Below are 20,506 nucleotides of genomic sequence, written 5' to 3'. Positions count from 1 at the left end.
CCTCAAGGCCGACCCGCGGGATGCGCCGGCGCACACCGCCGCGATCATTCGCGACCTGCCGGCGCTGGTGGAAGGCTCGCGCGGCACGCTGGTGCTGTTCTCGTCGCGCAAGCAGATGCAGGACGTGTTTGATGGCCTCGACCGCGATTGGCGCAAGCAAGTGTTTATCCAGGGCAACCTGTCCAAGCAGGAAACCCTCAACAAGCACAAGGCGCGGGTCGATGGGGGAGACTCCAGCGTGCTGTTCGGCCTGGCGAGTTTCGCCGAGGGCGTGGACTTGCCCGGCGCCTACTGCGAGCACGTGGTGATTGCCAAGATCCCGTTCTCGGTGCCGGATGACCCGGTCGAGGCGGCGCTGGCCGAATGGATTGAAGCGCGGGGCGGTAATCCGTTCATGGAAATCTCGGTACCGGATGCTTCCTTGAAGCTGGTCCAGGCCTGCGGGCGCTTGCTGCGCACCGAGCAAGACCGCGGCACCATCACCTTGCTCGACCGCCGTTTGGTCACGCAGCGCTACGGCAAAGCTATCCTGAATGCCTTGCCGCCTTTCAGGCGCGAAATTTCTTAAGCCACTGTGGGCGAATTCGCCCACTGCGTGGTCTATCTGACTGCCAACGCTCTATGTCATCAGGCCATTTACCGGCCGTTTGGGAGAACCTTGTTCGTATGATTCGCACGCTGCCCGCCGTTTTTGCCCTGTTGTTTGCTGCGCCGTTGATGGCCGCGCCTGCGGGGCAACAGACCCTGTTCAACTTCGTCCGGCCTGCCGATGTGGTCAAGGTGGCGACTCAGGATGCCAGCCTGCCGCAATACAACGCCGAACAGACCCCCGAAGGCGAGGTGCTGCGCCGCATCATCTTTAACCCCGCCGCGGCGCCGAGCCTGGTGCTCAGCCCGCAGACCGGCACCTGGGACTGGTCGCAGTCCGGCGCCATGAGCCTGCGCATCCAGAGCGCTATGGACTGGGCGCTGACCCTCTACGTCAAAGTGCAAAGCACTGATGGCAAGACCCTGGTCAGCCGCATCGACCTGCCGGCCGGGCCGGCCCAGACCCTGCTGGTACCGTTGCAAGCCAACTCGCCGTTGAGCCAAGGCATGAAGGCCGGCCCACCGATGCCGATCACCGTGGATGGCCAGCGCGTACTGCTGGCCAGCAGCGCCGGGGAGATCGACCGCAGCCAGGTGGCCTCGGTTACTGTGTCGATGATCAAACCCAACGCCGCCCAAAGCATCCTGCTCGAGCGCTTTGGCGTGCAGGACAGCGAGCCGGTGTTGAAGGCCGCCTACAGCGAACTGGTGGATGCCTACGGGCAGTCGACCCGCGCGCGCTGGCCGGAAAAAGTCAGCAGCGACGAGCAACTCAAGGCCGCCGCCGCCAAGGAGCAACTGCAGCTCAAGGGCTGGCTGGCCGAGCGCGAAAAGTCGGCCCTGGACCCATACGGCGGCTGGAACAAAGGCCCGGCGTTTGACGCCAGTGGCTTTTTCCGCACCGAAAAACGCGACGGTCGCTGGTACCTGGTGACGCCGGAAGGCCATCCGTTTTATTCCCTGGGCGTGAACACCGTTGCGCCGGACAACAACCAGACCTACGTGGCCGGGCGTGAGTGGATGTTTGCCGCCTTGCCCAAGTCCGGCGAACCGTTCGACAAATATTATGGCCGTGGCGATAACCGTGGCGGCAACGGCGCGGACCAGGGGCGTGGATTCAACGTGGGCCGTTGGTATGACTTCTATGGTGCCAACCTGCAACGTGCTTATGGCGGCGAAGGCTTCGACCAGAAGCGTTGGGTGAGCCATACCCTCGACCGCCTGCAGGCCTGGGGTTTCAACACGGTGGGCAACTGGAGCGACGAGGATCTGGCCCGGGCCGACCGCGTGCCTTACACCTTGCCGCTGTCGATTGTCGGCGACTACGCCAGCATCAGCACGGGCACCGACTGGTGGGGCGGCATGCCCGACCCGTTCGACCCGCGCTTTGCCATGGCCACCGAACGCGCCGTGGCCATTGCCGCCCGCGATCATCGCGATGACCCATGGCTGATCGGCTTCTTTGCCGACAATGAGCTGGCCTGGGCCGGCCCCGGTGATGACCCGAAATCGCGTTACGCGCTGGCCTACGGCACCTTGCGCATGACCACCGACGTACCGGCCAAGCGCGCGTTTCTCAAGCAATTGCGCGACAAGTACCGCAACGAAGCGGGTTTGTCGAAAGCCTGGGGCATTCAACTGGCGGGCTGGGAGCTGATGGAAGACCCGGGTTTCGAGCCGCCGATGCCGAGCCCTGAGCACCCGGAAATCGAAGCCGACTTCAAATACTTCCAGAAGACCTTCGCCGACGCCTACTTCAAGACCATCTCCGACTCGCTCAAATGGCACGCGCCCAACCAGCTGCTGCTGGGCGGCCGCTATGCCGTGAGCACGCCGGAAGCCGTGGCGTCCTGCGCGCAGTATTGCGACGTGCTGAGCTTCAACATGTACACCCTCAAACCCCAGGACTGCTACGACTTCGCCGCCCTGCGCGCCCTGGACAAGCCGGTACTGATCACCGAATTCAACTTCGGCTCGGCGGACCGTGGCCCGTTCTGGGGCGGCGTGACGCAATTGGCCAAGGAAGAAGACCGCGGCGTGGCGTACGGCAACTTCCTCAAACAGGCCATGGCCGAGCCGTCGATTGTCGGCGTGCATTGGTTCCAGTACCTGGACCAGCCAGTCACCGGCCGTTTGCTGGATGGCGAAAATGGCCACTTCGGCCTGGTCGGCATCACCGATGTGCCGTACCAGGGGTTTGTCGAGAGTGTGCGTAAAAGCAACCTGGCGGCGATCGACCAACTCGGCAAGGAAGCGCAGAAGGCCAAAGCCGCCAACGCCGGGCGTGAAAGCGAAGGTGGCCGGGCCGGGCAAGCAGGCAAAGGTCCGGGGCAGGGCGCCGGACATGCCGGTGGGCATTCCGGAAATGGTCATTGATTGAGTGCTGACGGGTTCACAAAAGCCCTGAGGGCTGGAACAATGCCGGCCACTTCTTACAGCGTTTTCCGAGGGCGTGCAGGTGCAGATTCAGGGTCATTACGAACTCCAGTTCGAAGCCGTACGCGAAGCATTCGCCGCATTGTTCGATGACCCGCAGGAGCGCGGCGCCGGGCTCTGCATCCAGATCGGCGGCGAAACCGTGGTCGACCTGTGGGCCGGCACCGCCGACAAGGATGGCGCCGAGGCGTGGCACAGCGACACCCTCGTCAACCTGTTTTCTTGCACCAAAACCTTCACCGCCGTCACGGCGTTGCAGCTGGTGGCCGAAGGCAAGCTGCAACTGGACGCGCCGGTCGCCAACTACTGGCCTGAGTTCGCCGCAGCCGGTAAAGAGGCGATTACCCTGCGCCAGTTGCTCTGCCACCAGGCCGGGTTGCCGGCGATCCGCGAAATGCTGCCCACCGAAGCGCTGTACGACTGGCAATTGATGGTCGACACCCTCGCGGCCGAAGCACCGTGGTGGACGCCGGGCCAGGGCCATGGCTACGAGGCCATCACGTATGGCTGGTTGGTCGGGGAACTGCTGCGCCGCGCCGACGGGCGTGGGCCGGGCGAGTCCATTGTGGCGCGGGTAGCGCGGCCACTGGGTCTGGACTTTCATGTGGGGCTGGCCGATGAAGAGTTTTATCGTGTCGCCCATATAGCCCGCAGTAAAGGCAATATGGGCGATGAAGCCGCACAACGTTTACTGCAAGTAATGATGCGTGAACCGGCGGCCATGACTACCCGTGCATTTGCCAATCCCCCGTCTATTCTGACCAGCACTAATAAACCGGAATGGCGGCGCATGCAGCAGCCGGCGGCAAATGGTCACGGTAATGCGCGCAGCCTGGCGGGTTTTTATAGCGGTTTGTTGGACGGTAGTTTGCTGGAAGCCGACATGCTCGAACAATTGACCCGCGAACACAGTATCGGGCCGGATAAAACATTATTGACGCAAACCCGTTTTGGCCTGGGCTGCATGTTGGATCAACCGCAACTGCCCAACGCCACCTTCGGCCTTGGCCCGCGTGCTTTCGGGCATCCCGGTGCCGGCGGCTCGGTAGGTTTTGCCGACCCTGAACATGATGTAGCGTTTGGTTTCGTGACTAATACACTCGGGCCTTACGTACTTATGGACCCACGGGCACAGAAGTTGGTCGGAATATTGGCCGGTTGTCTGTAAACCCCTTGCTGTTTCACGTTTTTTTGTTACAAAGGCAACTATAAGAAAGACGCTGTAGGAAAAGATGTAACTTTGCTCTTCTGTAAGCGTCTGTTTACCGGGTCATCCAGGCCCCCGTTTCTTTTCTCATTTTGTGGATATCTCATGTTATCGAACAAGTCCTTGGCACTGGCGCTTTGCCTCACTATTACCGGTTGCGCACAAACTCCACAAAATGATGCCGAGGGCGGGCATTGGTGGTCATTTGGATCGGATAAAGCCGCTACCAAGGACGCCGTCGCTCAAACCGATGCCAAGCCGGATGCCAAACCCGCTGCTGGCGCCAAGCCTGCCGCCCCCGTATCCGCTGCTGCTGCACCTGCCGCCTCTGCTGCACCCGCCCCGGTTGCCAAGGCTGACACCGGCTTCAACTGGTGGCCGTTCGCCTCCAAGGGCGCCGACGAAAAGGCTGCTGAAGCCAAGGCCGACTTGAAGGCCGACCTCAAGGCTGCGGAACCCGCGCCTTCGGTGGCCAAGACCGACACCGAAACCCACTGGTGGTGGCCATTCGAAAGCAAACCCAAGCCATTGGCCAAGGTCGATGTGACCAACGTGCCGATGCCTGACCCGAAAATCACCCAGGCCTGGCTGGACGACTATGAGCCGCGCCTGCGCGCCGCCATCAAGGACAGCAACCTGCAACTGGAGCGTCGCGATAACGTTCTGGTCGTGATTGCGCCGGTAGACGGTTCCTACAACCCGAAGCGTCCGTCGATGCTGTTGCCGGTCACCCTGGGCCCGTTCACCCGCGTTGCCAAGGCGGTTGAATCCGATCCCAAGACCGCCGTCCTGGTGCTGGGTCATGTGGATGCCACCGGTACCGCCCCGGCCAGTCAGGCGCTGACCAAGGAACGCGCGCAATCCATCGCGTCGATCTTCAGCCTCAGCGGCCTGAAGCAGGACCGCCTGATGCTGCGTGGCATGGGCGACCTTATGCCGCGCGCCGCCAACGACAGCACCCAGGGCCGTGCGCTGAACCGTCGCATGGAAATCATGTTCACTCAGCGTACAACTATGTTGGCCCTGCTCAGCAAATACCAGTCGGGCAAGACCCCGCCTGCGGCTGAGATGGTGGCGGTGCAGGATGTTCCAGCACCGGCACCTGCTGCCAAAGCCCCGGCGAAAAAGGCGCCTGTCGCCAAGAAAGCCGCTGCCAAGCCAGCCGCCAAGAAAGCCCCGGCCAAACCTGCTGCCAAGAAGCCGGTTCCAGCCAAAGCCAAGGCCGCTGCACCGGCTGCCAACGACCAGGCGAAAAACTGATCCGTTGAACCAGAAGGATAAAGCTGCATGACCCAGGCACTGGCCGATATGCGCCGTGACTACACGCGGGACGGTTTGAACGAGGCCCAGGCTCCGAGTGAACCGTTTGCGTTGTTCCACCAATGGTTCGGCGATGCGGTGAAGACCGAGCAGGCACCGGTGGAAGCCAATGCCATGACCTTGGCCACGGTCGACCAGGACGGTCGACCGCATTGCCGCATCCTGTTGCTCAAGGGCCTGGATGCACAGGGTTTTACCTTCTTCACCAACTATCAGAGCGCCAAGGGCGAACAGCTCGCGGCGCGACCATTTGCGGCCATGACATTTTTCTGGCCGACCCTGGAGCGCCAAGTGCGCATCGAAGGTCGGGTGGTCAAGGTCACGCCTGAGGAATCGGACGCTTACTACCAGGTCCGCCCGCTGGGCAGCCGCCTGGGGGCCTGGGCGTCACCGCAGAGCCAGGTCATCCGTGACCGCGAGGAATTGCAGGAACTGCTCAAGGCCACTGAACAGCGTTTCAGCGACACCCAGCCCGATTGCCCCGAGCATTGGGGCGGTTATCGCCTGCTGCCCGAGCGCATCGAGTTCTGGCAGGGCCGCGCCAGCCGCCTGCATGATCGCCTCAACTATCGCCTGCAGGCGGGCGAATGGACGCGCGAGCGTCTTGCGCCCTGAGCTGCACCTTTCGTCATCTCGCCTGAATCCTGTCGGCCACACTGAAGTCTCTATTCAAGAGGCTTCGAGCTTGGGCGCGGCTACACGCGTGGATGTCTCCAAGATATTTTTTGGAACAAGTTCAGTGCTACCGTTCGTCATGTTTTCTGATGCTGGCAGTCTGTACTCAGGCTGAATGAAAGCAATTTTCCTACGGTGCCTGTCGTGACAGACGCCACGTTGCAGCGTTTAATGAATACCTGTCCTTTGGAGTTGATGCTATGCGTAAGTCCGTTTTACTAGTTGCCTGCTTTACCACCCTGTCGTTGCTGCTGGGTGGCTGCGCCTCGAGTCTGACCGGCGACTCGTACTCTCGTGACGAGGCGCGTCGTGTACAGACTGTTCGCATGGGCACCATCGAATCCCTGCGTCCAGTGAAAATCGAAGGCACCAAGACCCCAATCGGCGGCGCTGCGGGCGCGGTCATCGGCGGCGTTGGCGGCAGCGCTATCGGCGGCGGCCGTGGCAGCATCGTGACCGCCGTGATCGGTGCAGTCGCTGGCGGCTTGCTGGGCTCGGCCACCGAAGAAGGCCTGACCCGCACCCAGGGCGTGGAAATCACCGTTCGCGAAGACGACGGCAGCATGCGCGCCTACGTGCAGGCCGTGCAGGAAAATGAAATCTTCCGCATCGGCGACCGCGTGCGCATCATGACCGTTGATGGCACCAGCCGCGTTACTCGCTAAGCGCTGAGCAGCCGGCCATAAAAACCCCCAACCGGGTTAACCGGTTGGGGGTTTTTCATGGGCGGCGTTTGGGTCAGCTCAGGCCTTTTTGCGACTTGCCATCGCCGTCACTGCATAGCCGATGCACGCGGCCAAAATCGACCCCGTCAGAATCCCCATCCGATCCTCCCCGGCAAACTCGCTGGCCCCCGGCACAAACGCCAGCGAGCCGACAAACAAGCTCATGGTAAAACCGATCCCACACAGAATCGCCACGCCAAACACCTGGCCCCAGTTGGCACCGCTGGGCAATGCGGCAAGCCCGGTCTTGATCGCCAGCCAGGTAAGGCCAAACACGCCAACGGTCTTGCCGATCAACAGGCCGGCGGCGATGCCCATCGGTACGTGGTGAGTGAAGCTTTCCAGGCTGACACCGGTCAGGGACACGCCCGCGTTGGCAAAGGCGAACAGCGGCAGGATGCCGTAGGCCACCCACGGATGCAGCGCATGCTCCAGTGTCATCAATGGCGACGGTTCGGCATTTTTGGTCCGCATCGGGATGCAGAACGCCAGGGTCACACCGGCCAGCGTGGCGTGGACCCCGCTCTTGAGCACGCACACCCATAGAATCAAGCCAATGATCAGGTATGGCCCGAGCTTGATCACCCCCAGGCGATTCATCGCGATCAAGGCAATCAGGCATGCGCCCGCACCCGCCAGCGCCGCGCCGGACAGGTCGGCGGAATAGAACACGGCGATGACAATGATCGCGCCCAAGTCATCAATGATCGCCAGGGTCATCAGGAACAGTTTCAGCGACACCGGCACCCGCTTGCCCAGCAACGCCAGGACGCCCAGCGCGAAGGCAATGTCGGTGGCCATCGGGATCGCCCAGCCTGACAGCGCGGCGGGGTAGTCCTTGTTGATCGCCCAGTAGATCAGCGCCGGCACGACCATGCCGCCGATGGCTGCTGCCCCCGGCAACACCACTTGCGATGGCTTGGACAGGTGGCCGTCGAGCAACTCGCGCTTGACCTCCAGCCCGATCAGCAGGAAGAACAGGGCCATCAGGCCATCGTTGATCCACAGCAAGGCCGGTTTGGCGATGTTCAGCGCGCCGATCTGCGCCACCACCGGCACGTCGAGAAACGCGTTGTACAGGTGCGACAAGGGTGAGTTGTTGATGATCAGCGCGAGGGCGGCGGCGGCGATCAATAGCAGACCGCTGGCGGCTTCCAGCTGGAAAAAACGGGTGAAAGTGCTACGCAGAGGCAAGGGATGCTCTCCAATCCAGGTTCAATAGGTGGGTACCCTAACCCGTACCGTTAGTTGTTAAAACAAAAGTTATATTCTTATTTGTTATAAGCAGGAGTCCGGGAAGGCGTTGCGCTTCAGCCTGGCAATTGTGTGTCCAATTGAGTCGTCACTGTATCTGTGTGACCTGTAGGAAACCCCCTAAAATCAAGGCTGAAACCCCTTAGAGAAGCCCTCCATGAGCGACCACCGTCCCTGGGCCCGCGAAGCCATTCGTATCATTGAAGCAGACTTCCAGCGCAGCGCCGACACGCACCTGATTCCCTTGCCGTTGCCGGGGTTGCCGGGTATCGAGTTGTACTTCAAGGACGAGTCCAGCCACCCCACCGGTAGCTTGAAACATCGGCTGGCCCGCTCCCTGTTCCTGTACGCACTGTGCAATGGCTGGCTCAAGCCCGGCGCACCGGTGATCGAAGCGTCCAGCGGCTCGACGGCGATTTCCGAAGCCTATTTTGCGCGCTTGCTTGGCTTGCCGTTTATCGCAGTGATGCCGGCCACCACCTCCCAGGAAAAGATCGCGCAGATTGCTTTCTATGGCGGCAAGAGCCATCTGGTGCAGGATCCGACGCAGATCTACGCTGAATCCAAGCGCCTGGCAAAGGAAAGCGGTGGGCACTTCATGGACCAGTTCACCTATGCCGAGCGTGCCACCGATTGGCGAGCCAACAACAATATCGCCGAGTCGATCTTCCAGCAAATGCGCTTCGAGCAGCATCCCGAGCCGAGCTGGTTGATTTCCAGCCCCGGCACCGGCGGCACCACGGCCACCCTCGGTCGTTACGTGCGCTACCGCCAGCACTGCACCCGCGTGCTGTGCGCGGATGCCGAGCGCTCGGTGTTTTTCGATTTTTACCAGAGCGGCGACGCCAGCCTGCGCCTGGACTGCGGCTCACGCATCGAAGGTATTGGCCGGCCGCGGGTCGAGGCGTCGTTTCTGCCCAAGGTCATTGACGCGATGGTCAAGGTGCCGGATGCGCTATCGCTGGCGGCCATGCATTACCTGGCGCAGCGGCTGGGGCGGCGGGTCGGGGGTTCCAGCGGGACTAACCTGGTTGGCGCACTGGTAGCAGCGCAGCAGATGAAAGCGGCGGGGGAGTCGGGGTCGATCGTGGCGATTTTGTGTGATGGCGGCGAGCGCTATGCCACGACCTATTACGATCAGGCGTGGCTGGCGGGGCAGGGCTTTGCGCTGGACCGCCTGATTGCGGCCGTGGCGGCCAGTGTCGAGCGCGGCGAGCCGGTGCCGGACAGCATCCTGCGCGCAAACATCTGACCCAACACACAACCCAATGTGGGATTTTCAGCGTTTGTATCAGGCCTCAAGGCCCAGCATATCCCGCGCCAACGCCTCGGCAATCCGAATCCCGTCAACCCCCGCAGACAGAATCCCGCCCGCGTAACCGGCGCCTTCACCGGCCGGGAACAGGCCTTTGACGTTCAGGCTTTGCATCGATTCGTCACGGGTAATCCGCAGCGGCGACGACGTACGTGTCTCGATGCCGGTCAACACCGCGTCGTGCAGCGAGTAGCCCTTGATCTGCTTCTCGAACGCCGGCAGTGCTTCACGGATCGCTTCGATGGCGAAGTCCGGCAAGGCCAGGGCCAGGTCACCCAGGGACACACCCGGTTTGTAGGACGGTTCCACGCTGCCAATGGCGGTGGACGGCTTGCCGGCGATAAAGTCGCCCACCAGTTGCGCCGGGGCCTCGTAGTTGCTGCCGCCGAGGATGTAGGCGTGGGACTCCAGGCGCTCCTGCAATTCGATACCGGCCAGCGGGCCACCCGGGTAATCGACCTCAGGGGTGATGCCGACCACAATGCCGGAGTTGGCATTGCGCTCGTTACGCGAGTATTGGCTCATGCCGTTGGTGACCACGCGGTTCGGCTCGGAGGTCGCCGCTACCACGGTGCCGCCTGGGCACATGCAGAAACTGTAGACCGAGCGGCCGTTCTTGGCGTGGTGCACCAGTTTGTAGTCGGCGGCGCCGAGCTTTGGGTGCCCGGCGTATTTGCCCAGGCGCGCGGCGTCGATCAGCGATTGCGGGTGTTCGATGCGGAAGCCCACCGAGAACGGCTTGGCTTCCATGTACACGCCACGGCCGTGGAGCATGCGGAAGGTGTCGCGGGCACTGTGGCCGAGGGCCATGATCACGTGCCTGGAGAGGATCTGCTCGCCGCCGTCGATGACCACGCCATTCAACTGGCCGTCTTCGATCAGCACGTCTGTGACCCGTTGCTCGAAACGCACTTCACCGCCGAGGGCGATGATCTGCTGGCGCATGTTTTCCACCACGCCGGTCAGGCGGAAGGTGCCGATGTGCGGTTTGCTGACGTAGAGGATTTCTTCCGGCGCGCCGGCCTTGACGAACTCGTGCAGGACTTTGCGGCCGTGGAATTTCGGGTCCTTGATCTGGCTGTACAGCTTGCCGTCGGAGAAGGTCCCGGCGCCGCCTTCGCCAAACTGCACGTTGGACTCGGGGTTGAGCACGCTTTTGCGCCACAGGCCCCAGGTGTCCTTGGTGCGCTGGCGCACTTCCTTGCCACGTTCGAGGATGATCGGCTTGAAGCCCATCTGCGCAAGCAGCAGCCCGGCGAAGATCCCGCAGGGGCCGAAGCCGACCACGATTGGCCGCTCGAGCAGCCCTTCGGGTGCCTGGCCGACTACCTTGTAGCTCACGTCAGGTGCCGGGTTGATGTTGCGATCATCGGCGAACTTGAGCAGCAAGGCGGCTTCGCCCCTCACGTTCAGGTCGACGGTGTAGATGAAGCACAGCTCCGAGGATTTCTTGCGGGCGTCGTAGCTGCGTTTGAACAGGGTGAAATCGAGCAAGTCATCACTGGCCACGCCCAGGCGCTGCACGATGGCGGGCCGCAGGTCTTCTTCGGGATGGTCGATGGGCAGCTTGAGTTCGGTGATTCGTAACATGACAGGATCCGGTAGGCGGCGGGCAAAGAAGCCGGCTGTTTTGCAAACCGGCGATTATAAGCCTCAAAGGCGGTTTTCCGTCAGGTTAAAACCAATCAATCGTCGCGCGAACCGCCGAACGACGCGCAACCGCGCTGTACCTGGCCGTTGACGCGCAGCTCGGCGGTCATGTGCTGCAGGCTGCCGCTGGCACTGTCGATGCAGCGCTGCGGGGCTACCCACAGTTCGATGTGCTGGTTGTTGGCTTCGGTCATCAGGTTGAAGCGGCCGTCGCCCATCTGTTCTTCCACATACGGCACCGCCAATGGCGGCTGGCCTTCGCGCTCCAGCACCATGCCTTTGGCGGTGACGTTCATGACCCAGGTCGGCTTGTGGCCATTGGCGCGCAGGATCATGCGCTTGAAGTCCGGGTCTTCGCAGGCCGCGGTCGCACGTTCGACGCGGTACAGCTGTTGCACCTCGACGCTGCCCTGGGTGCCGCTGGCGACGCCGGAAAACTTGCCACGCAGGTCGGCAAACAATGCACCTTGCTGGCCGGCCAGGGAGGCGGCTTCCTGCAGGATGCTGGTGCCAGCGGTGTCGTTGACCACGTAGTTGCGTTTATCGTTGCACGGTTGGAACAGCAGCTTGCCACCCACCGCCGTGAGTTCGCCTTGCATGCGGGTCAGGCCGGCAAGGGAAGGCTTGGCCGGCTCGCTTTCGAACATCTGGCAGGCGGCGAACAGGGGAAGCAAGGCAAACAGAGCAAGGGTACGGGCGGCACGCATTATCGGGTCTCCAGACAAGTGCCGACACGTTACGCAGGCTGGCGCGTCATCACAAGTGGGGGACACAGGTTGAACCGTCTGTTGGCAAAACTATAGGAAATGGGGCGTTGGTGATTTAGATGTTTCTTACAGCGACGGTAGAGAAAGCGTGAGAGTGTCGGCGTTTTTGGAGCGGGCATAGCGATGAGCGTCAAATGGGCTCTCTGCGTTCTTCTGCTTTGCGCAAGTGCAGCCTTTTCAGATGAACCGGCCCGGCTTGTCTTCTCGTCAGCCACCGATTTCGCCGAAATCTCGGTGACTCTGAAGAGCGCCGATAACCCCGGCCAGGATAGGGTTGAGGTGAATGTCAGGTTGAGTCCCGAAGCCCAAGCGAGGACCCAATCCACGACGCTGCTGGCTTACCAGAAGGACCTGACGCTCTATGTGGACGGCTATCGGTTGAATACCGCCCGTGTTCAGGGCCAGTTGGGCGGGCAATTCCAAATGTTTGCCCCCCGCGCGCTGGTGATTGAATGGATGTCTCAGTTCTCCCGTGAAGCGGTTGCCACTCAACCGACGATGTAGGTCTGGCCGGTCTGTAGGCCTTCCACGCTTTTAGCGTAGGCCAGCGCCACATCGGCCCCCGTAGCCGGCTTGAAGCCACGGAAGTACGGCGCATAGCTGTCCATGGCCTCCAGCAGTACGGTCGGGCTCACCGAGTTGACGCGCAGGCCACGCGGCAATTCGATCGCCGCCGCTTTGACGAACGCATCCAGCGCACCATTGACCAGTGCCGCCGAGGCGCCGGTACGGATCGGGTCGCGGTTCAGAATGCCGCTGGTAAAGGTGAACGAAGCGCCGTCGTTGGCGTATTCACGGCCAATCAGCAGCAGGTTGACCTGGCCCATCAGCTTGTCGCGTAAGCCCAACTCAAAATCACCTTCGCTCATGTCGCCCAGCGCCACGAAGTTCACGCTGCCCGCCGCGCAGACCAGGGCATCGAATTTGCCGGTTTGTTCGAACAGTTTACGGATCGAAGCGCTGTCGCTGATATCCACCTGGAAATCGCCGCTGCTGCGCCCGATGCTGATCACCTCGTGACGTTGCGCCAGTTCTGCCTTGACCGCAGAGCCGACGGTGCCGCTGGCGCCAATCAACAGGATTTTCATGGTGCTGTTCCTCCAGGGGTAAGTGAGAGGTCAGTCTAGTATGGCTTTTTGAATGGATAAACGCGCTAATAGGCAACCTTTGGTTTTCAATTGGAAACAGTCCATGAGCGAAATGGATGACCTGGCAGCCTTTGCCGTATTGATCGAAGCGGGCAGTTTTACCGTGGCCGCCGCGCAATTGGGCTGCAGCAAGGGCCAGTTGTCCAAGCGCATCAGCCAGTTGGAGGCACAGTATTCGGTGGTGCTGCTGCACCGCACCACCCGCAAGCTCAGCCTGACCGCCGCCGGTGCAGCGTTGTTGCCGCAGGCCCAGGCGTTGGTGGTACAGGTGGATCGCGCCCGTCAGGCATTGGCCCGGCTCAAGGATGACCTGGCCGGGCCGGTGCGTATGACGGTTCCGGTTTCCTTGGGCGAAACCTTCTTTGACGGGCTGTTGCTGGAGTTCTCCAAGCAGTACCCGCACGTACAGATCGAGTTGGAGCTGAACAACAGCTACCGCGACCTGGCGCGCGATGGCTTTGACCTGGGGGTGCGTTCGGGGTCGATTGAACAGGAGCGCCTGGTGGCCAAGCCCTTGTTGGCCTGGCACGAAATGACCTGCGCAAGCCCGGCCTACCTGGAGCAATACGGCGAGCCGCAGACCCCGGCAGAGCTGGCCGCACACCGTTGCCTGCTCAACAGTCACTACAGCGGTCGTGAAGAATGGCTCTACCACCAGCAGCACGAACTGCTGCGGGTGCGGGTCAGCGGCACCTTTGCCTCCAACCATTACAACTTGCTGAAAAAGGCGGCCCTGGTCGGCGCCGGCATTGCCCGTCTGCCGTCCTACATTTTATCCACGGAACTGGCGGACGGCCGGTTGCGCTGGCTCCTGCGTGATTATCAGACGCGGAGCATGCCGATGTACCTGGTGCACCCTTACCAGGGTGGGCTGCCACGGCGTACGCAAGTATTGGCCGACTATCTGGTGGACTGGTTCAAGCGCAGCGGTGAAGCGCTGGATCGTCTTTAACGGTAACGGCGTGCGATCAGCTCATCGATGGACAGGCATCCCGGGCCTCTGGCGACTAATAGCAGCAACAAGGCCACCCAAGTGCCGTGGGTCGGGTAGGCGTCGGGGTACACAAACAGTTGAATCACCAGGGTCATGCCGATCAGGGCCAAGGCCGAGAAGCGCGTGGCGAACCCCACCAGGATCAGCACCGGGAAAAAGTGCTCGGCAAACGCCGCCAGGTGCGCCGCCACTTCCGGTGACAACAACGGCACGTGATACTCGCTACGAAACAGTGGCAGCGTCGACGCGGCCAGTCTCGGCTCGCCGAGCTGGAAGGTCCCGCTGATCAGGTCAATGGCAAAACCTTCGACCTTGGTTTGCCCGGACTTCCAGAACACCGCCGCTATGGAGAAGCGTGCGAGCAAGGCGATCAGGCTGTAGGGGATTTTCTCGAAACGCGCGATGACGCGTTTAACCAGGCACGACGGGGAGGTGTTCATGGCGAGGCCTTCGGTTGTGTGGGCAAATGAGTGATGGCGTCGTGGCTGATCAACACGCTCAAGCAGTGATTGAGGTCGAATTCGGCCGATGCTTCCAATGCGCGAGTGACCGCTACTTCCAGTGCCATGCCTTGGTTCAGGCTGTGGACGAACGCGACTGAGCCACTGTCGATGGCAAACACCTTGACCGCCAGGCCATGGCGCAGCACCAGCGCGCATTGGGCGGGCCAGGGATTGAATGGGGGCAATTCGCCGCCCGCCTGGTGCGCGGCCCACACATCCACCACTGCATAAGCACTATTCAACGTGGCCAGCGAGGGATGCAACGGCAGGCGCAGTCGCCCTGCGTTTGTTGGGTTTTGCAGCGCATCGATCAGCGCTTGCCGGGCCTGCGGCGCGGTGTCCGCAGCGTGGTAGGCGCACACGCGCAGGCGCTCCAGCCGGGCGACATCGGCCAGGTACGGCACGCCGGCCGCGGGTTCGAAAGCCTGGATGAAGTCGGCAAAGGTGCTGCCGTATTCACTGATCAGCGGGCTGGTAGGCGGGGACGCTTGCACATACAGGCCTGCCATCGCGCGAAAGAATTCGTCGCCCACCAGGCGCAGCGTCACCGGGTAAGCCGCTGCCAAGGCGCTGATCAGCGAACTGTGCACATTGTTGCGGTACACCGCAAAACGGCTGGCCGGGTCGGCACCGTTGCTGCTGAACACCCCCTCGGGGCAGGCCTGGTCGGGCGCCAGCAGGGCAGTGGCGAATGCGCGTTGATCGTTCATCGGCGCACCTGCGACAGCTGCCGTTCGGCATGCTCGGCTTCGGCCAGCAGCACACTGAAGGCCGGCACCTGGTTATCCCGCTCGATCAGCGTCGGCATTGGGCCGACGCGCGCCAGTAATTGTTCGTACAGTTGCCACACGGCGTTATCGATGGGCGCGCCGTGATCATCGATCAGCAGGCGGTCACCCAGGCTGTCAGTGTCTTCGGCAAAACCCGCCAGATGAATCTCACCCACGGCGTGCAGCGGCAGGGCGTCGATGTAGGCCTGCGGGTCGCGCTGGTGGTTGATGCACGTCACGTAGACGTTGTTCACGTCCAGCAGCAAGCCGCAGCCGGTACGCCGGATGACCTCGCTGATAAAGTCGGTTTCGCCCAGGGTCGAGCGCTGGAACTGCAGGTAAGTCGACGGGTTCTCCAGCAGCATCGGCCGCTTGAGGGTGCTCTGTACCTGGTCGACGTGTTCGCACACCCGCTCCAGGGTGGCGGCATCGTACGCCAGGGGCAGCAGTTCATTGAGAAACACCGGGCCGTGGCTGGACCAGGCCAGGTGTTCGGAAAAGGATTGAGGTTGATAGCGCTCGATCAGCCCTGCCAGGCGCGCCAGATGCTCACGGTTCAGCGGGCTCTCGCCGCCGATGGACAGGCCCACGCCATGCAACGACAGCGGGTATTGCGCGCGGATCAGCCCCAAATAGTGATGAAACGGGCCGCCGGCGACCATGTAGTTTTCGGCGTGTACTTCAAAAAAACCGATGGCGGGGGAAGTCTCGAGCACTTCGATGAAGTGCTCGTGCTTCAGCCCCAGCCCGGCCCGAAGGGGAAGGGCCTGAGCCGGTGAAGGCGTTTGCAGGGATGAAAGCGTCATCATCGGGACTCAGGCCGGGCCGCGCTTCAGGACTTGGCGGTGAAGGCCGCTTCCTGGCCGAAACCGGTCGGCGAGGTGGAGCTTGGGGTTTTGGCGCAAGTACCGGCCGGCACCAGTTTCCAGGCGTTGGCCTGGTCTTTGACTTTCGAGGTGCCGGCGCAGGAAGTGCCGGCGCCAGCGGCGCAATCGTTCTTGCCGGCTTCAGCCACGCCGAAGCATTTCTGCATGTCGTCGGCAGCGTGGGCGGTGGTGCTCAGGGCGGATAGGCTCAAGGCTGAACCAAAGGCGAGGATAAGGGCGGCGGCGGACAGTTTGGTGGTCATGGTGTAACTCCTGCAGTGGGTTGAGGCGGCGGGCCTGATTGCCCGCTTACACCACTAGAGGCAGTAGGACGAATGACGTTACACACCCGTCGAAAAATAATCACAAACAACCCAAAACAAATGTGGGAGGGGACTTGCCCCCGATGGCGGTGCGTCAGTCAGCTCATACGCAACTGATACACCGCGATCGGGGGCAAGCCTCCTCCCACATTTTTATCCGGTTCATCCAGCAACCGTGTTTAACCGCCCAGGTAGGCCTCGCGCACTTTAGGATCGGTCAGCAATTGCTCGCCGGTGCCTTGCATCACCACTCGGCCGTTCTCCAGCACGTAGGCGCGGTCGGCGATCTTCAGCGCCTGGTTGGCGTTCTGTTCCACCAGGAACACCGTCACACCGTCCTTGCGCAGCTGTTCGATGATGTCGAAGATCTGCTGGATGATGATCGGTGCCAGGCCCAATGAAGGTTCGTCCAGCAGCAACAGCTTGGGCTTGCTCATCAGCGCCCGGCCGATGGCGAGCATCTGCTGCTCGCCGCCGGACATGGTGCCGCCGCGCTGGCTGAAGCGCTCCTTGAGCCGCGGGAACAGGGCCAGCACCTTGTCCATCTGCTCCTGGTAGTCGCCCTTGTCGGTGAAGAATCCGCCCATGGCCAGGTTCTCTTCCACGGTCAGGCGTGAGAACACGCGACGGCCTTCAGGCACCACCGCAATGCTCTTGCGCATGATCTGCGACGACTGCTGGCCCACCAGCTCTTCACCCATGTAGCGGATGCTGCCGCTATGGGCCTGCGGCGAACCGCACAGAGTCATCAGCAAGGTCGACTTGCCGGCGCCGTTGGCACCGATCAGCGTGACGATTTCACCTTGGCGCACTTCCACGTTGACGCTGTGCAGCGCCTGGATCTTGCCGTAGAAAGTGGAAACGTTTTCGAATTGCAGCATTTTACGCTTCCCCCAAATAGGCTTTGATCACTTCAGGATTGTCGCGGATCTGCTCCGGGGTCCCGTCGGCCAGCGGCGTGCCCTGGTTGATCACCACGATGTGGTCGGAAATGCTCATGACCAGTTTCATGTCGTGTTCGATCAACAGCACCGTGGCGTTGTTTTCTTCACGCAACACGCTGATCAGCGCCTTGAGGTCTTCGGTTTCCTTGGGATTCAGGCCGGCGGCCGGTTCGTCGAGCATCAGGATCCGCGGGCGGGTCATCATGCAACGGGCGATTTCCAGGCGACGTTGCTGACCATAGGCCAGGGTGCCGGCCGGGCGGTTGGCGAACTCGGTCAGGTTGACCTTGTCCAGCCAATACTCCGCGTATTCCATGGCCTCGCGCTCGCTCTTGCGGAACGCCGGGGTCTTGAACAGGCCTGCAAAGAAGTTGGTGTTCAGGTGGCGGTGCTGGGCAATCAGCAGGTTCTCGACCGCCGTCATGTCCTTGAACAAGCGCACGTTCTGGAAGGTCCGCACCACGCCCTTGCGGGCGATTTCGTGGCCGGCCAGGCCCTGGATCGGCTGGCCGTCCAGCAGGATGCTGCCGCCACTCGGCTTGTAGAAACCGGTGAGGCAGTTGAACACCGTGGTCTTGCCGGCGCCGTTCGGGCCGATCAGTGCCACAACCTGTTTCTCTTTCACGGTCAGGGCCACGCCGTTGACCGCGAGCAAGCCGCCGAAGCGCATGCTCAAGTTTTCGACTTTCAGGATCTCGCGGCTCATTTGCGCAGCTCCATGTGTGGACGTTGCATGGGCAGCAGGCCTTGAGGGCGCCAGATCATCATCAGCACCATCATGGCGCCGAACATCAACATGCGGTATTCGCTGAATTCACGCATCATTTCCGGCAGCAGGATCATCACGATGGCCGCCAGGATCACGCCCAGCTGCGAGCCCATGCCGCCCAATACGACGATGGCGAGGATGATCGCCGACTCGATAAAGGTGAAGGACTCCGGGGTCACCAGGCCTTGGCGCGCGGCGAAGAAGCTGCCGGCAAAACCGGCGAACGCGGCGCCCAGGGTGAACGCGGAAAGTTTGATGATGGTCGGGTTCAGGCCCAGGGCACGGCAGGCGATTTCATCTTCGCGCAGCGCTTCCCAGGCGCGGCCGATCGGCATGCGCAGCAGGCGGTTGATCACGAACAGTGCCGCCAGCGCCAGCAGCAGCGCCACCAGGTACAGGAACACCACTTTGCTCACCGGGTTGTAGTCGATCCCGAAGTATTCGTGGAACGTCTGCATGCCTTCGGCAGCGGAGCGGTCGAACGACAACCCGAAGAACGTCGGCTTGGGGATGCTGCTGATGCCGTTGGGGCCGCCGGTGATATCGGTGAGGTTACGCAGGAACAGACGGATGATTTCACCGAAGCCCAGGGTCACGATCGCCAAATAGTCACCGCGCAGGCGCAGCACCGGGAAGCCCAGCAGGAAGCCGAACGTCGCCGCCGCCATACCGGCCAGCGGCAGGCAGATCCAGAAACCCCAGCCCAGGTAATGCGAGAGCAACGCGTAGGTGTAGGCACCCACGGCGTAGAAGCCCACATAACCCAGGTCGAGCAGGCCGGCGAGGCCCACCACGATGTTCAGGCCCAGGCCCAGTAACACGTAGATCAGGATCAACGTAGCGATGTCGACTGCACCGCGCGAGCCGAAAAACGGCCAGATCAGCGCGGCCACGATCAGGCCGATGATGATGTAGCGCTGGGTGCGCGGCAGGGTCAGGAATTGGCTGACCTTGGGCGACACCAATGGCGCACGGTTACCTTTGAACAAGGCACCGACCTGTTGGGTGAACAGCACGCGCAGGAACATCAGCACCGAGCACAGGGCGATGATGGTCAGGGTCACGGGACCGGTGCCATGCACTTCCAGGTTGATGCCGACAATGCTCAGCTTGAGACCCAGCACCGGAAAGGCCACGGCCCACACCAGCAAGGCGCTGAAAAACGCCGATTTAAGATATCTGCTCATACTTTCTCAACCTCCGGACGGCCCAGGATGCCGGTCGGACGGAACAACAGCACCAGAACCAACAGGCCGAACGCGACGACGTCCTTGTATTGGTCGCCAAAAATATCGGCACCAAAGGCCTCGGCCACACCCAGCACCAGCCCGCCAAGCATGGCGCCCGGGATGCTGCCGATGCCGCCCAATACCGCCGCGGTAAAGGCCTTGAGGCCTACCAGGAAACCGGCGTTGGGGTTGATCACGCCGTACTGCATGCTCAGCAGCACCGCCGCAACGGCTGCCAGCGCGGCACCGATTACGAAGGTCAGGGCAATGATGTTGTTGGTGTTGATGCCCAGCAGGTTGGCCATCTTGATGTCTTCGGCGCAGGCCCGGCAGGCGCGCCCCAGACGGGAGCGGGAGATGAACAGGGTCAGGCCCAGCATCGCCACCAGGGTGACGACGAAGACCAGGATCTGCATGTAGGAAATCAGCACTTCTTGTGCGCCGCCTGGGCCGAAGGAGATGCTCCCCGGGATCAGGTTGGGAATGGATTTGTCCTTGGAATCCTGGGACAGCAATACGGTGTTTTGCAGGAAAATCGACATGCCGATAGCGGAAATCAGCGGGATCAGACGGTTGCTGCCACGCAAAGGGCGGTAGGCAACGCGCTCGATACTGTAGCCATAGGCACTGGTCACGACGATCGATGCAAGGAACGCAGCGGTCATCAACAGCGGCAGGGAGTGGATACCCATCATGGCCAGCCCGGCAAGGGCGATAAAGGCCACGTAGGAACCAATCATGTATACCTCGCCATGGGCGAAGTTGATCATTCCAATGATGCCGTAAACCATTGTGTAGCCAATGGCTATCAAGGCATAGGTGCTGCCAATGGTCAGGCCATTAACCAGCTGTTGGAAAAAATGATAGATCTCAGGCATTACAGCGCTCCTAAAAACCCGATACGCATTTCACTGGTGGAGTCATATTCCGGCCCTGCGCTGTGTTCTGTGAGCACATTTGCACAAAGCGTTTGCCAGCGAACCGCTGGTGACGGTTTTAAGATTTTCAGGTGAGCCAGCGCCC

The 20,506-nt window shown here is 61.7% G+C and carries 21 protein-coding genes; 9 read left to right on the top strand and 12 right to left on the bottom strand.

Annotation, left to right across the window (positions count from 1 at the left end):
- The 6 genes from WBR57_RS14075 to WBR57_RS14050 all read left to right on the top strand — a co-directional run.
- Positions 1 to 568 (top strand): helicase C-terminal domain-containing protein (locus tag WBR57_RS14075; protein WP_424084329.1); only part of this gene is annotated, 568 nt, incomplete at its 5' end.
- A 98-nt stretch (positions 569 to 666) separates the two neighbouring features.
- Positions 667 to 2,964: a beta-galactosidase gene (locus tag WBR57_RS14070; RefSeq protein WP_424084328.1), complete on the top strand. Its 2,298-nt coding sequence runs from the start codon at positions 667 to 669 to the stop codon at positions 2,962 to 2,964.
- Between the two features lie 82 nt (positions 2,965 to 3,046).
- The gene (locus WBR57_RS14065) at positions 3,047 to 4,192 is read left to right on the top strand and encodes a serine hydrolase domain-containing protein (RefSeq protein WP_424084327.1); all 1,146 of its coding nucleotides are present in this window, start codon (positions 3,047 to 3,049) and stop codon (positions 4,190 to 4,192) included.
- A 144-nt stretch (positions 4,193 to 4,336) separates the two neighbouring features.
- Entirely contained in the window at positions 4,337 to 5,491 is a 1,155-nt protein-coding gene (locus tag WBR57_RS14060; RefSeq protein ID WP_424084326.1) for an OmpA family protein, read from the top strand.
- 27 nt (positions 5,492 to 5,518) lie between these two features.
- A complete protein-coding gene (gene pdxH / locus WBR57_RS14055; RefSeq protein WP_424084325.1) occupies positions 5,519 to 6,166 on the top strand; it encodes a pyridoxamine 5'-phosphate oxidase in 648 nt (215 codons plus the stop codon).
- Between the two features lie 260 nt (positions 6,167 to 6,426).
- Positions 6,427 to 6,891: a glycine zipper 2TM domain-containing protein gene (locus WBR57_RS14050; protein WP_003189251.1), complete on the top strand. Its 465-nt coding sequence runs from the start codon at positions 6,427 to 6,429 to the stop codon at positions 6,889 to 6,891.
- 78 nt (positions 6,892 to 6,969) lie between these two features.
- On the opposite strand, the gene nhaA is transcribed toward WBR57_RS14050, so the two are convergent.
- Positions 6,970 to 8,145, bottom strand: coding sequence for a Na+/H+ antiporter NhaA (gene nhaA / locus WBR57_RS14045; RefSeq protein ID WP_424084324.1), 1,176 nt, complete (start codon positions 8,143 to 8,145; stop codon positions 6,970 to 6,972).
- Between the two features lie 217 nt (positions 8,146 to 8,362).
- On the opposite strand from nhaA, the gene WBR57_RS14040 reads away from it, so the two are divergent.
- On the top strand, positions 8,363 to 9,457 hold the full coding sequence (locus tag WBR57_RS14040) for a PLP-dependent cysteine synthase family protein (RefSeq protein ID WP_424084323.1): 1,095 nt from the start codon (positions 8,363 to 8,365) through the stop codon (positions 9,455 to 9,457).
- A 39-nt stretch (positions 9,458 to 9,496) separates the two neighbouring features.
- Here WBR57_RS14040 and WBR57_RS14035 read toward each other — a convergent pair whose 3' ends face one another.
- Positions 9,497 to 11,110 (bottom strand): NAD(P)/FAD-dependent oxidoreductase, encoded by a 1,614-nt coding sequence (locus WBR57_RS14035; RefSeq protein ID WP_424084322.1) that lies wholly within the window; start codon positions 11,108 to 11,110, stop codon positions 9,497 to 9,499.
- A gap of 95 nt (positions 11,111 to 11,205) precedes the next feature.
- Positions 11,206 to 11,877, bottom strand: a complete 672-nt coding sequence (locus tag WBR57_RS14030; protein ID WP_424084321.1) for a COG3650 family protein — start codon at positions 11,875 to 11,877, stop codon at positions 11,206 to 11,208.
- A 183-nt stretch (positions 11,878 to 12,060) separates the two neighbouring features.
- On the opposite strand from WBR57_RS14030, the gene WBR57_RS14025 reads away from it, so the two are divergent.
- Positions 12,061 to 12,441 carry a hypothetical protein gene (locus WBR57_RS14025; protein ID WP_424084320.1) on the top strand — a complete coding sequence of 127 codons (381 nt, stop codon included), beginning with the start codon at positions 12,061 to 12,063 and terminating at the stop codon, positions 12,439 to 12,441.
- On the opposite strand, the gene WBR57_RS14020 is transcribed toward WBR57_RS14025, so the two are convergent.
- Positions 12,426 to 13,025: a short chain dehydrogenase gene (locus WBR57_RS14020; protein WP_424084319.1), complete on the bottom strand. Its 600-nt coding sequence runs from the start codon at positions 13,023 to 13,025 to the stop codon at positions 12,426 to 12,428. The two genes, WBR57_RS14025 and WBR57_RS14020, sit on opposite strands and share 16 nt — an antisense overlap.
- A gap of 103 nt (positions 13,026 to 13,128) precedes the next feature.
- Here WBR57_RS14020 and WBR57_RS14015 point away from each other — a divergent pair, with 103 nt between their 5' ends.
- Entirely contained in the window at positions 13,129 to 14,037 is a 909-nt protein-coding gene (locus WBR57_RS14015; RefSeq protein ID WP_424084318.1) for a LysR family transcriptional regulator, read from the top strand.
- On the opposite strand, the gene WBR57_RS14010 is transcribed toward WBR57_RS14015, so the two are convergent.
- The 8 genes from WBR57_RS14010 to livH all read right to left on the bottom strand — a co-directional run bounded on the left by WBR57_RS14010 (position 14,034) and on the right by livH (position 20,361).
- Positions 14,034 to 14,519, bottom strand: a complete 486-nt coding sequence (locus WBR57_RS14010; RefSeq protein ID WP_424084317.1) for a DoxX family protein — start codon at positions 14,517 to 14,519, stop codon at positions 14,034 to 14,036. The genes WBR57_RS14015 and WBR57_RS14010 overlap by 4 nt on opposite strands.
- Positions 14,516 to 15,292 (bottom strand): DNA-binding domain-containing protein, encoded by a 777-nt coding sequence (locus tag WBR57_RS14005; RefSeq protein WP_424084316.1) that lies wholly within the window; start codon positions 15,290 to 15,292, stop codon positions 14,516 to 14,518. The genes WBR57_RS14010 and WBR57_RS14005 overlap by 4 nt, the downstream gene beginning before the upstream one ends.
- The gene (locus tag WBR57_RS14000; protein ID WP_424084315.1) at positions 15,289 to 16,161 is read right to left on the bottom strand and encodes a DUF692 domain-containing protein; all 873 of its coding nucleotides are present in this window, start codon (positions 16,159 to 16,161) and stop codon (positions 15,289 to 15,291) included. The genes WBR57_RS14005 and WBR57_RS14000 overlap by 4 nt, the downstream gene beginning before the upstream one ends.
- Before the next feature lie 23 nt (positions 16,162 to 16,184).
- Complete coding sequence (locus WBR57_RS13995) at positions 16,185 to 16,481, bottom strand: DUF2282 domain-containing protein (protein WP_424084314.1); 297 nt, start codon at positions 16,479 to 16,481, stop codon at positions 16,185 to 16,187.
- Positions 16,482 to 16,720: 239 nt separating this feature from the next.
- A complete protein-coding gene (locus WBR57_RS13990; protein WP_424084313.1) occupies positions 16,721 to 17,422 on the bottom strand; it encodes an ABC transporter ATP-binding protein in 702 nt (233 codons plus the stop codon).
- Between the two features lies 1 nt (position 17,423).
- Positions 17,424 to 18,191: a high-affinity branched-chain amino acid ABC transporter ATP-binding protein LivG gene (gene livG, locus WBR57_RS13985; protein WP_016975067.1), complete on the bottom strand. Its 768-nt coding sequence runs from the start codon at positions 18,189 to 18,191 to the stop codon at positions 17,424 to 17,426.
- Positions 18,188 to 19,441 carry a high-affinity branched-chain amino acid ABC transporter permease LivM gene (locus WBR57_RS13980; protein WP_424084312.1) on the bottom strand — a complete coding sequence of 418 codons (1,254 nt, stop codon included), beginning with the start codon at positions 19,439 to 19,441 and terminating at the stop codon, positions 18,188 to 18,190. Before WBR57_RS13980 ends, livG begins: the two co-directional genes overlap by 4 nt.
- On the bottom strand, positions 19,438 to 20,361 hold the full coding sequence (gene livH / locus WBR57_RS13975; RefSeq protein ID WP_028619257.1) for a high-affinity branched-chain amino acid ABC transporter permease LivH: 924 nt from the start codon (positions 20,359 to 20,361) through the stop codon (positions 19,438 to 19,440). The genes WBR57_RS13980 and livH overlap by 4 nt, the downstream gene beginning before the upstream one ends.
- Between the last annotated feature and the right edge of the window lie 145 nt (positions 20,362 to 20,506).

This window comes from Pseudomonas sp. (genome assembly GCF_049590575.1).
Lineage (GTDB): Bacteria > Pseudomonadota > Gammaproteobacteria > Pseudomonadales > Pseudomonadaceae > Aquipseudomonas.
The sequence above is the reverse complement of the archived record's forward strand: the minus strand, read 5'-3'. Positions and strand labels throughout refer to the sequence as shown.

What these genes read in the sequence shown, in the direction of transcription:
- WBR57_RS14040 (WP_424084323.1), top strand. Translation starts at nt 8,363, where the DNA reads ATGAGCGACCACCGTCCCTGGGCCCGCGAAGCCATTCGTATCATTGAA.
- WBR57_RS13990 (WP_424084313.1), bottom strand. Translation starts at nt 17,422, where the DNA reads ATGCTGCAATTCGAAAACGTTTCCACTTTCTACGGCAAGATCCAGGCG.
- WBR57_RS13980 (WP_424084312.1), bottom strand. Translation starts at nt 19,441, where the DNA reads ATGAGCAGATATCTTAAATCGGCGTTTTTCAGCGCCTTGCTGGTGTGG.
- WBR57_RS14070 (WP_424084328.1), top strand. Translation starts at nt 667, where the DNA reads ATGATTCGCACGCTGCCCGCCGTTTTTGCCCTGTTGTTTGCTGCGCCG.
- WBR57_RS14010 (WP_424084317.1), bottom strand. Translation starts at nt 14,519, where the DNA reads ATGAACACCTCCCCGTCGTGCCTGGTTAAACGCGTCATCGCGCGTTTC.
- WBR57_RS14020 (WP_424084319.1), bottom strand. Translation starts at nt 13,025, where the DNA reads ATGAAAATCCTGTTGATTGGCGCCAGCGGCACCGTCGGCTCTGCGGTC.
- pdxH (WP_424084325.1), top strand. Translation starts at nt 5,519, where the DNA reads ATGACCCAGGCACTGGCCGATATGCGCCGTGACTACACGCGGGACGGT.
- WBR57_RS14025 (WP_424084320.1), top strand. Translation starts at nt 12,061, where the DNA reads ATGAGCGTCAAATGGGCTCTCTGCGTTCTTCTGCTTTGCGCAAGTGCA.
- WBR57_RS14060 (WP_424084326.1), top strand. Translation starts at nt 4,337, where the DNA reads ATGTTATCGAACAAGTCCTTGGCACTGGCGCTTTGCCTCACTATTACC.
- WBR57_RS14050 (WP_003189251.1), top strand. Translation starts at nt 6,427, where the DNA reads ATGCGTAAGTCCGTTTTACTAGTTGCCTGCTTTACCACCCTGTCGTTG.
- WBR57_RS14000 (WP_424084315.1), bottom strand. Translation starts at nt 16,161, where the DNA reads ATGATGACGCTTTCATCCCTGCAAACGCCTTCACCGGCTCAGGCCCTT.
- livG (WP_016975067.1), bottom strand. Translation starts at nt 18,191, where the DNA reads ATGAGCCGCGAGATCCTGAAAGTCGAAAACTTGAGCATGCGCTTCGGC.
- WBR57_RS14035 (WP_424084322.1), bottom strand. Translation starts at nt 11,110, where the DNA reads ATGTTACGAATCACCGAACTCAAGCTGCCCATCGACCATCCCGAAGAA.
- WBR57_RS13995 (WP_424084314.1), bottom strand. Translation starts at nt 16,481, where the DNA reads ATGACCACCAAACTGTCCGCCGCCGCCCTTATCCTCGCCTTTGGTTCA.
- WBR57_RS14015 (WP_424084318.1), top strand. Translation starts at nt 13,129, where the DNA reads ATGAGCGAAATGGATGACCTGGCAGCCTTTGCCGTATTGATCGAAGCG.
- WBR57_RS14030 (WP_424084321.1), bottom strand. Translation starts at nt 11,877, where the DNA reads ATGCGTGCCGCCCGTACCCTTGCTCTGTTTGCCTTGCTTCCCCTGTTC.
- livH (WP_028619257.1), bottom strand. Translation starts at nt 20,361, where the DNA reads ATGCCTGAGATCTATCATTTTTTCCAACAGCTGGTTAATGGCCTGACC.
- WBR57_RS14005 (WP_424084316.1), bottom strand. Translation starts at nt 15,292, where the DNA reads ATGAACGATCAACGCGCATTCGCCACTGCCCTGCTGGCGCCCGACCAG.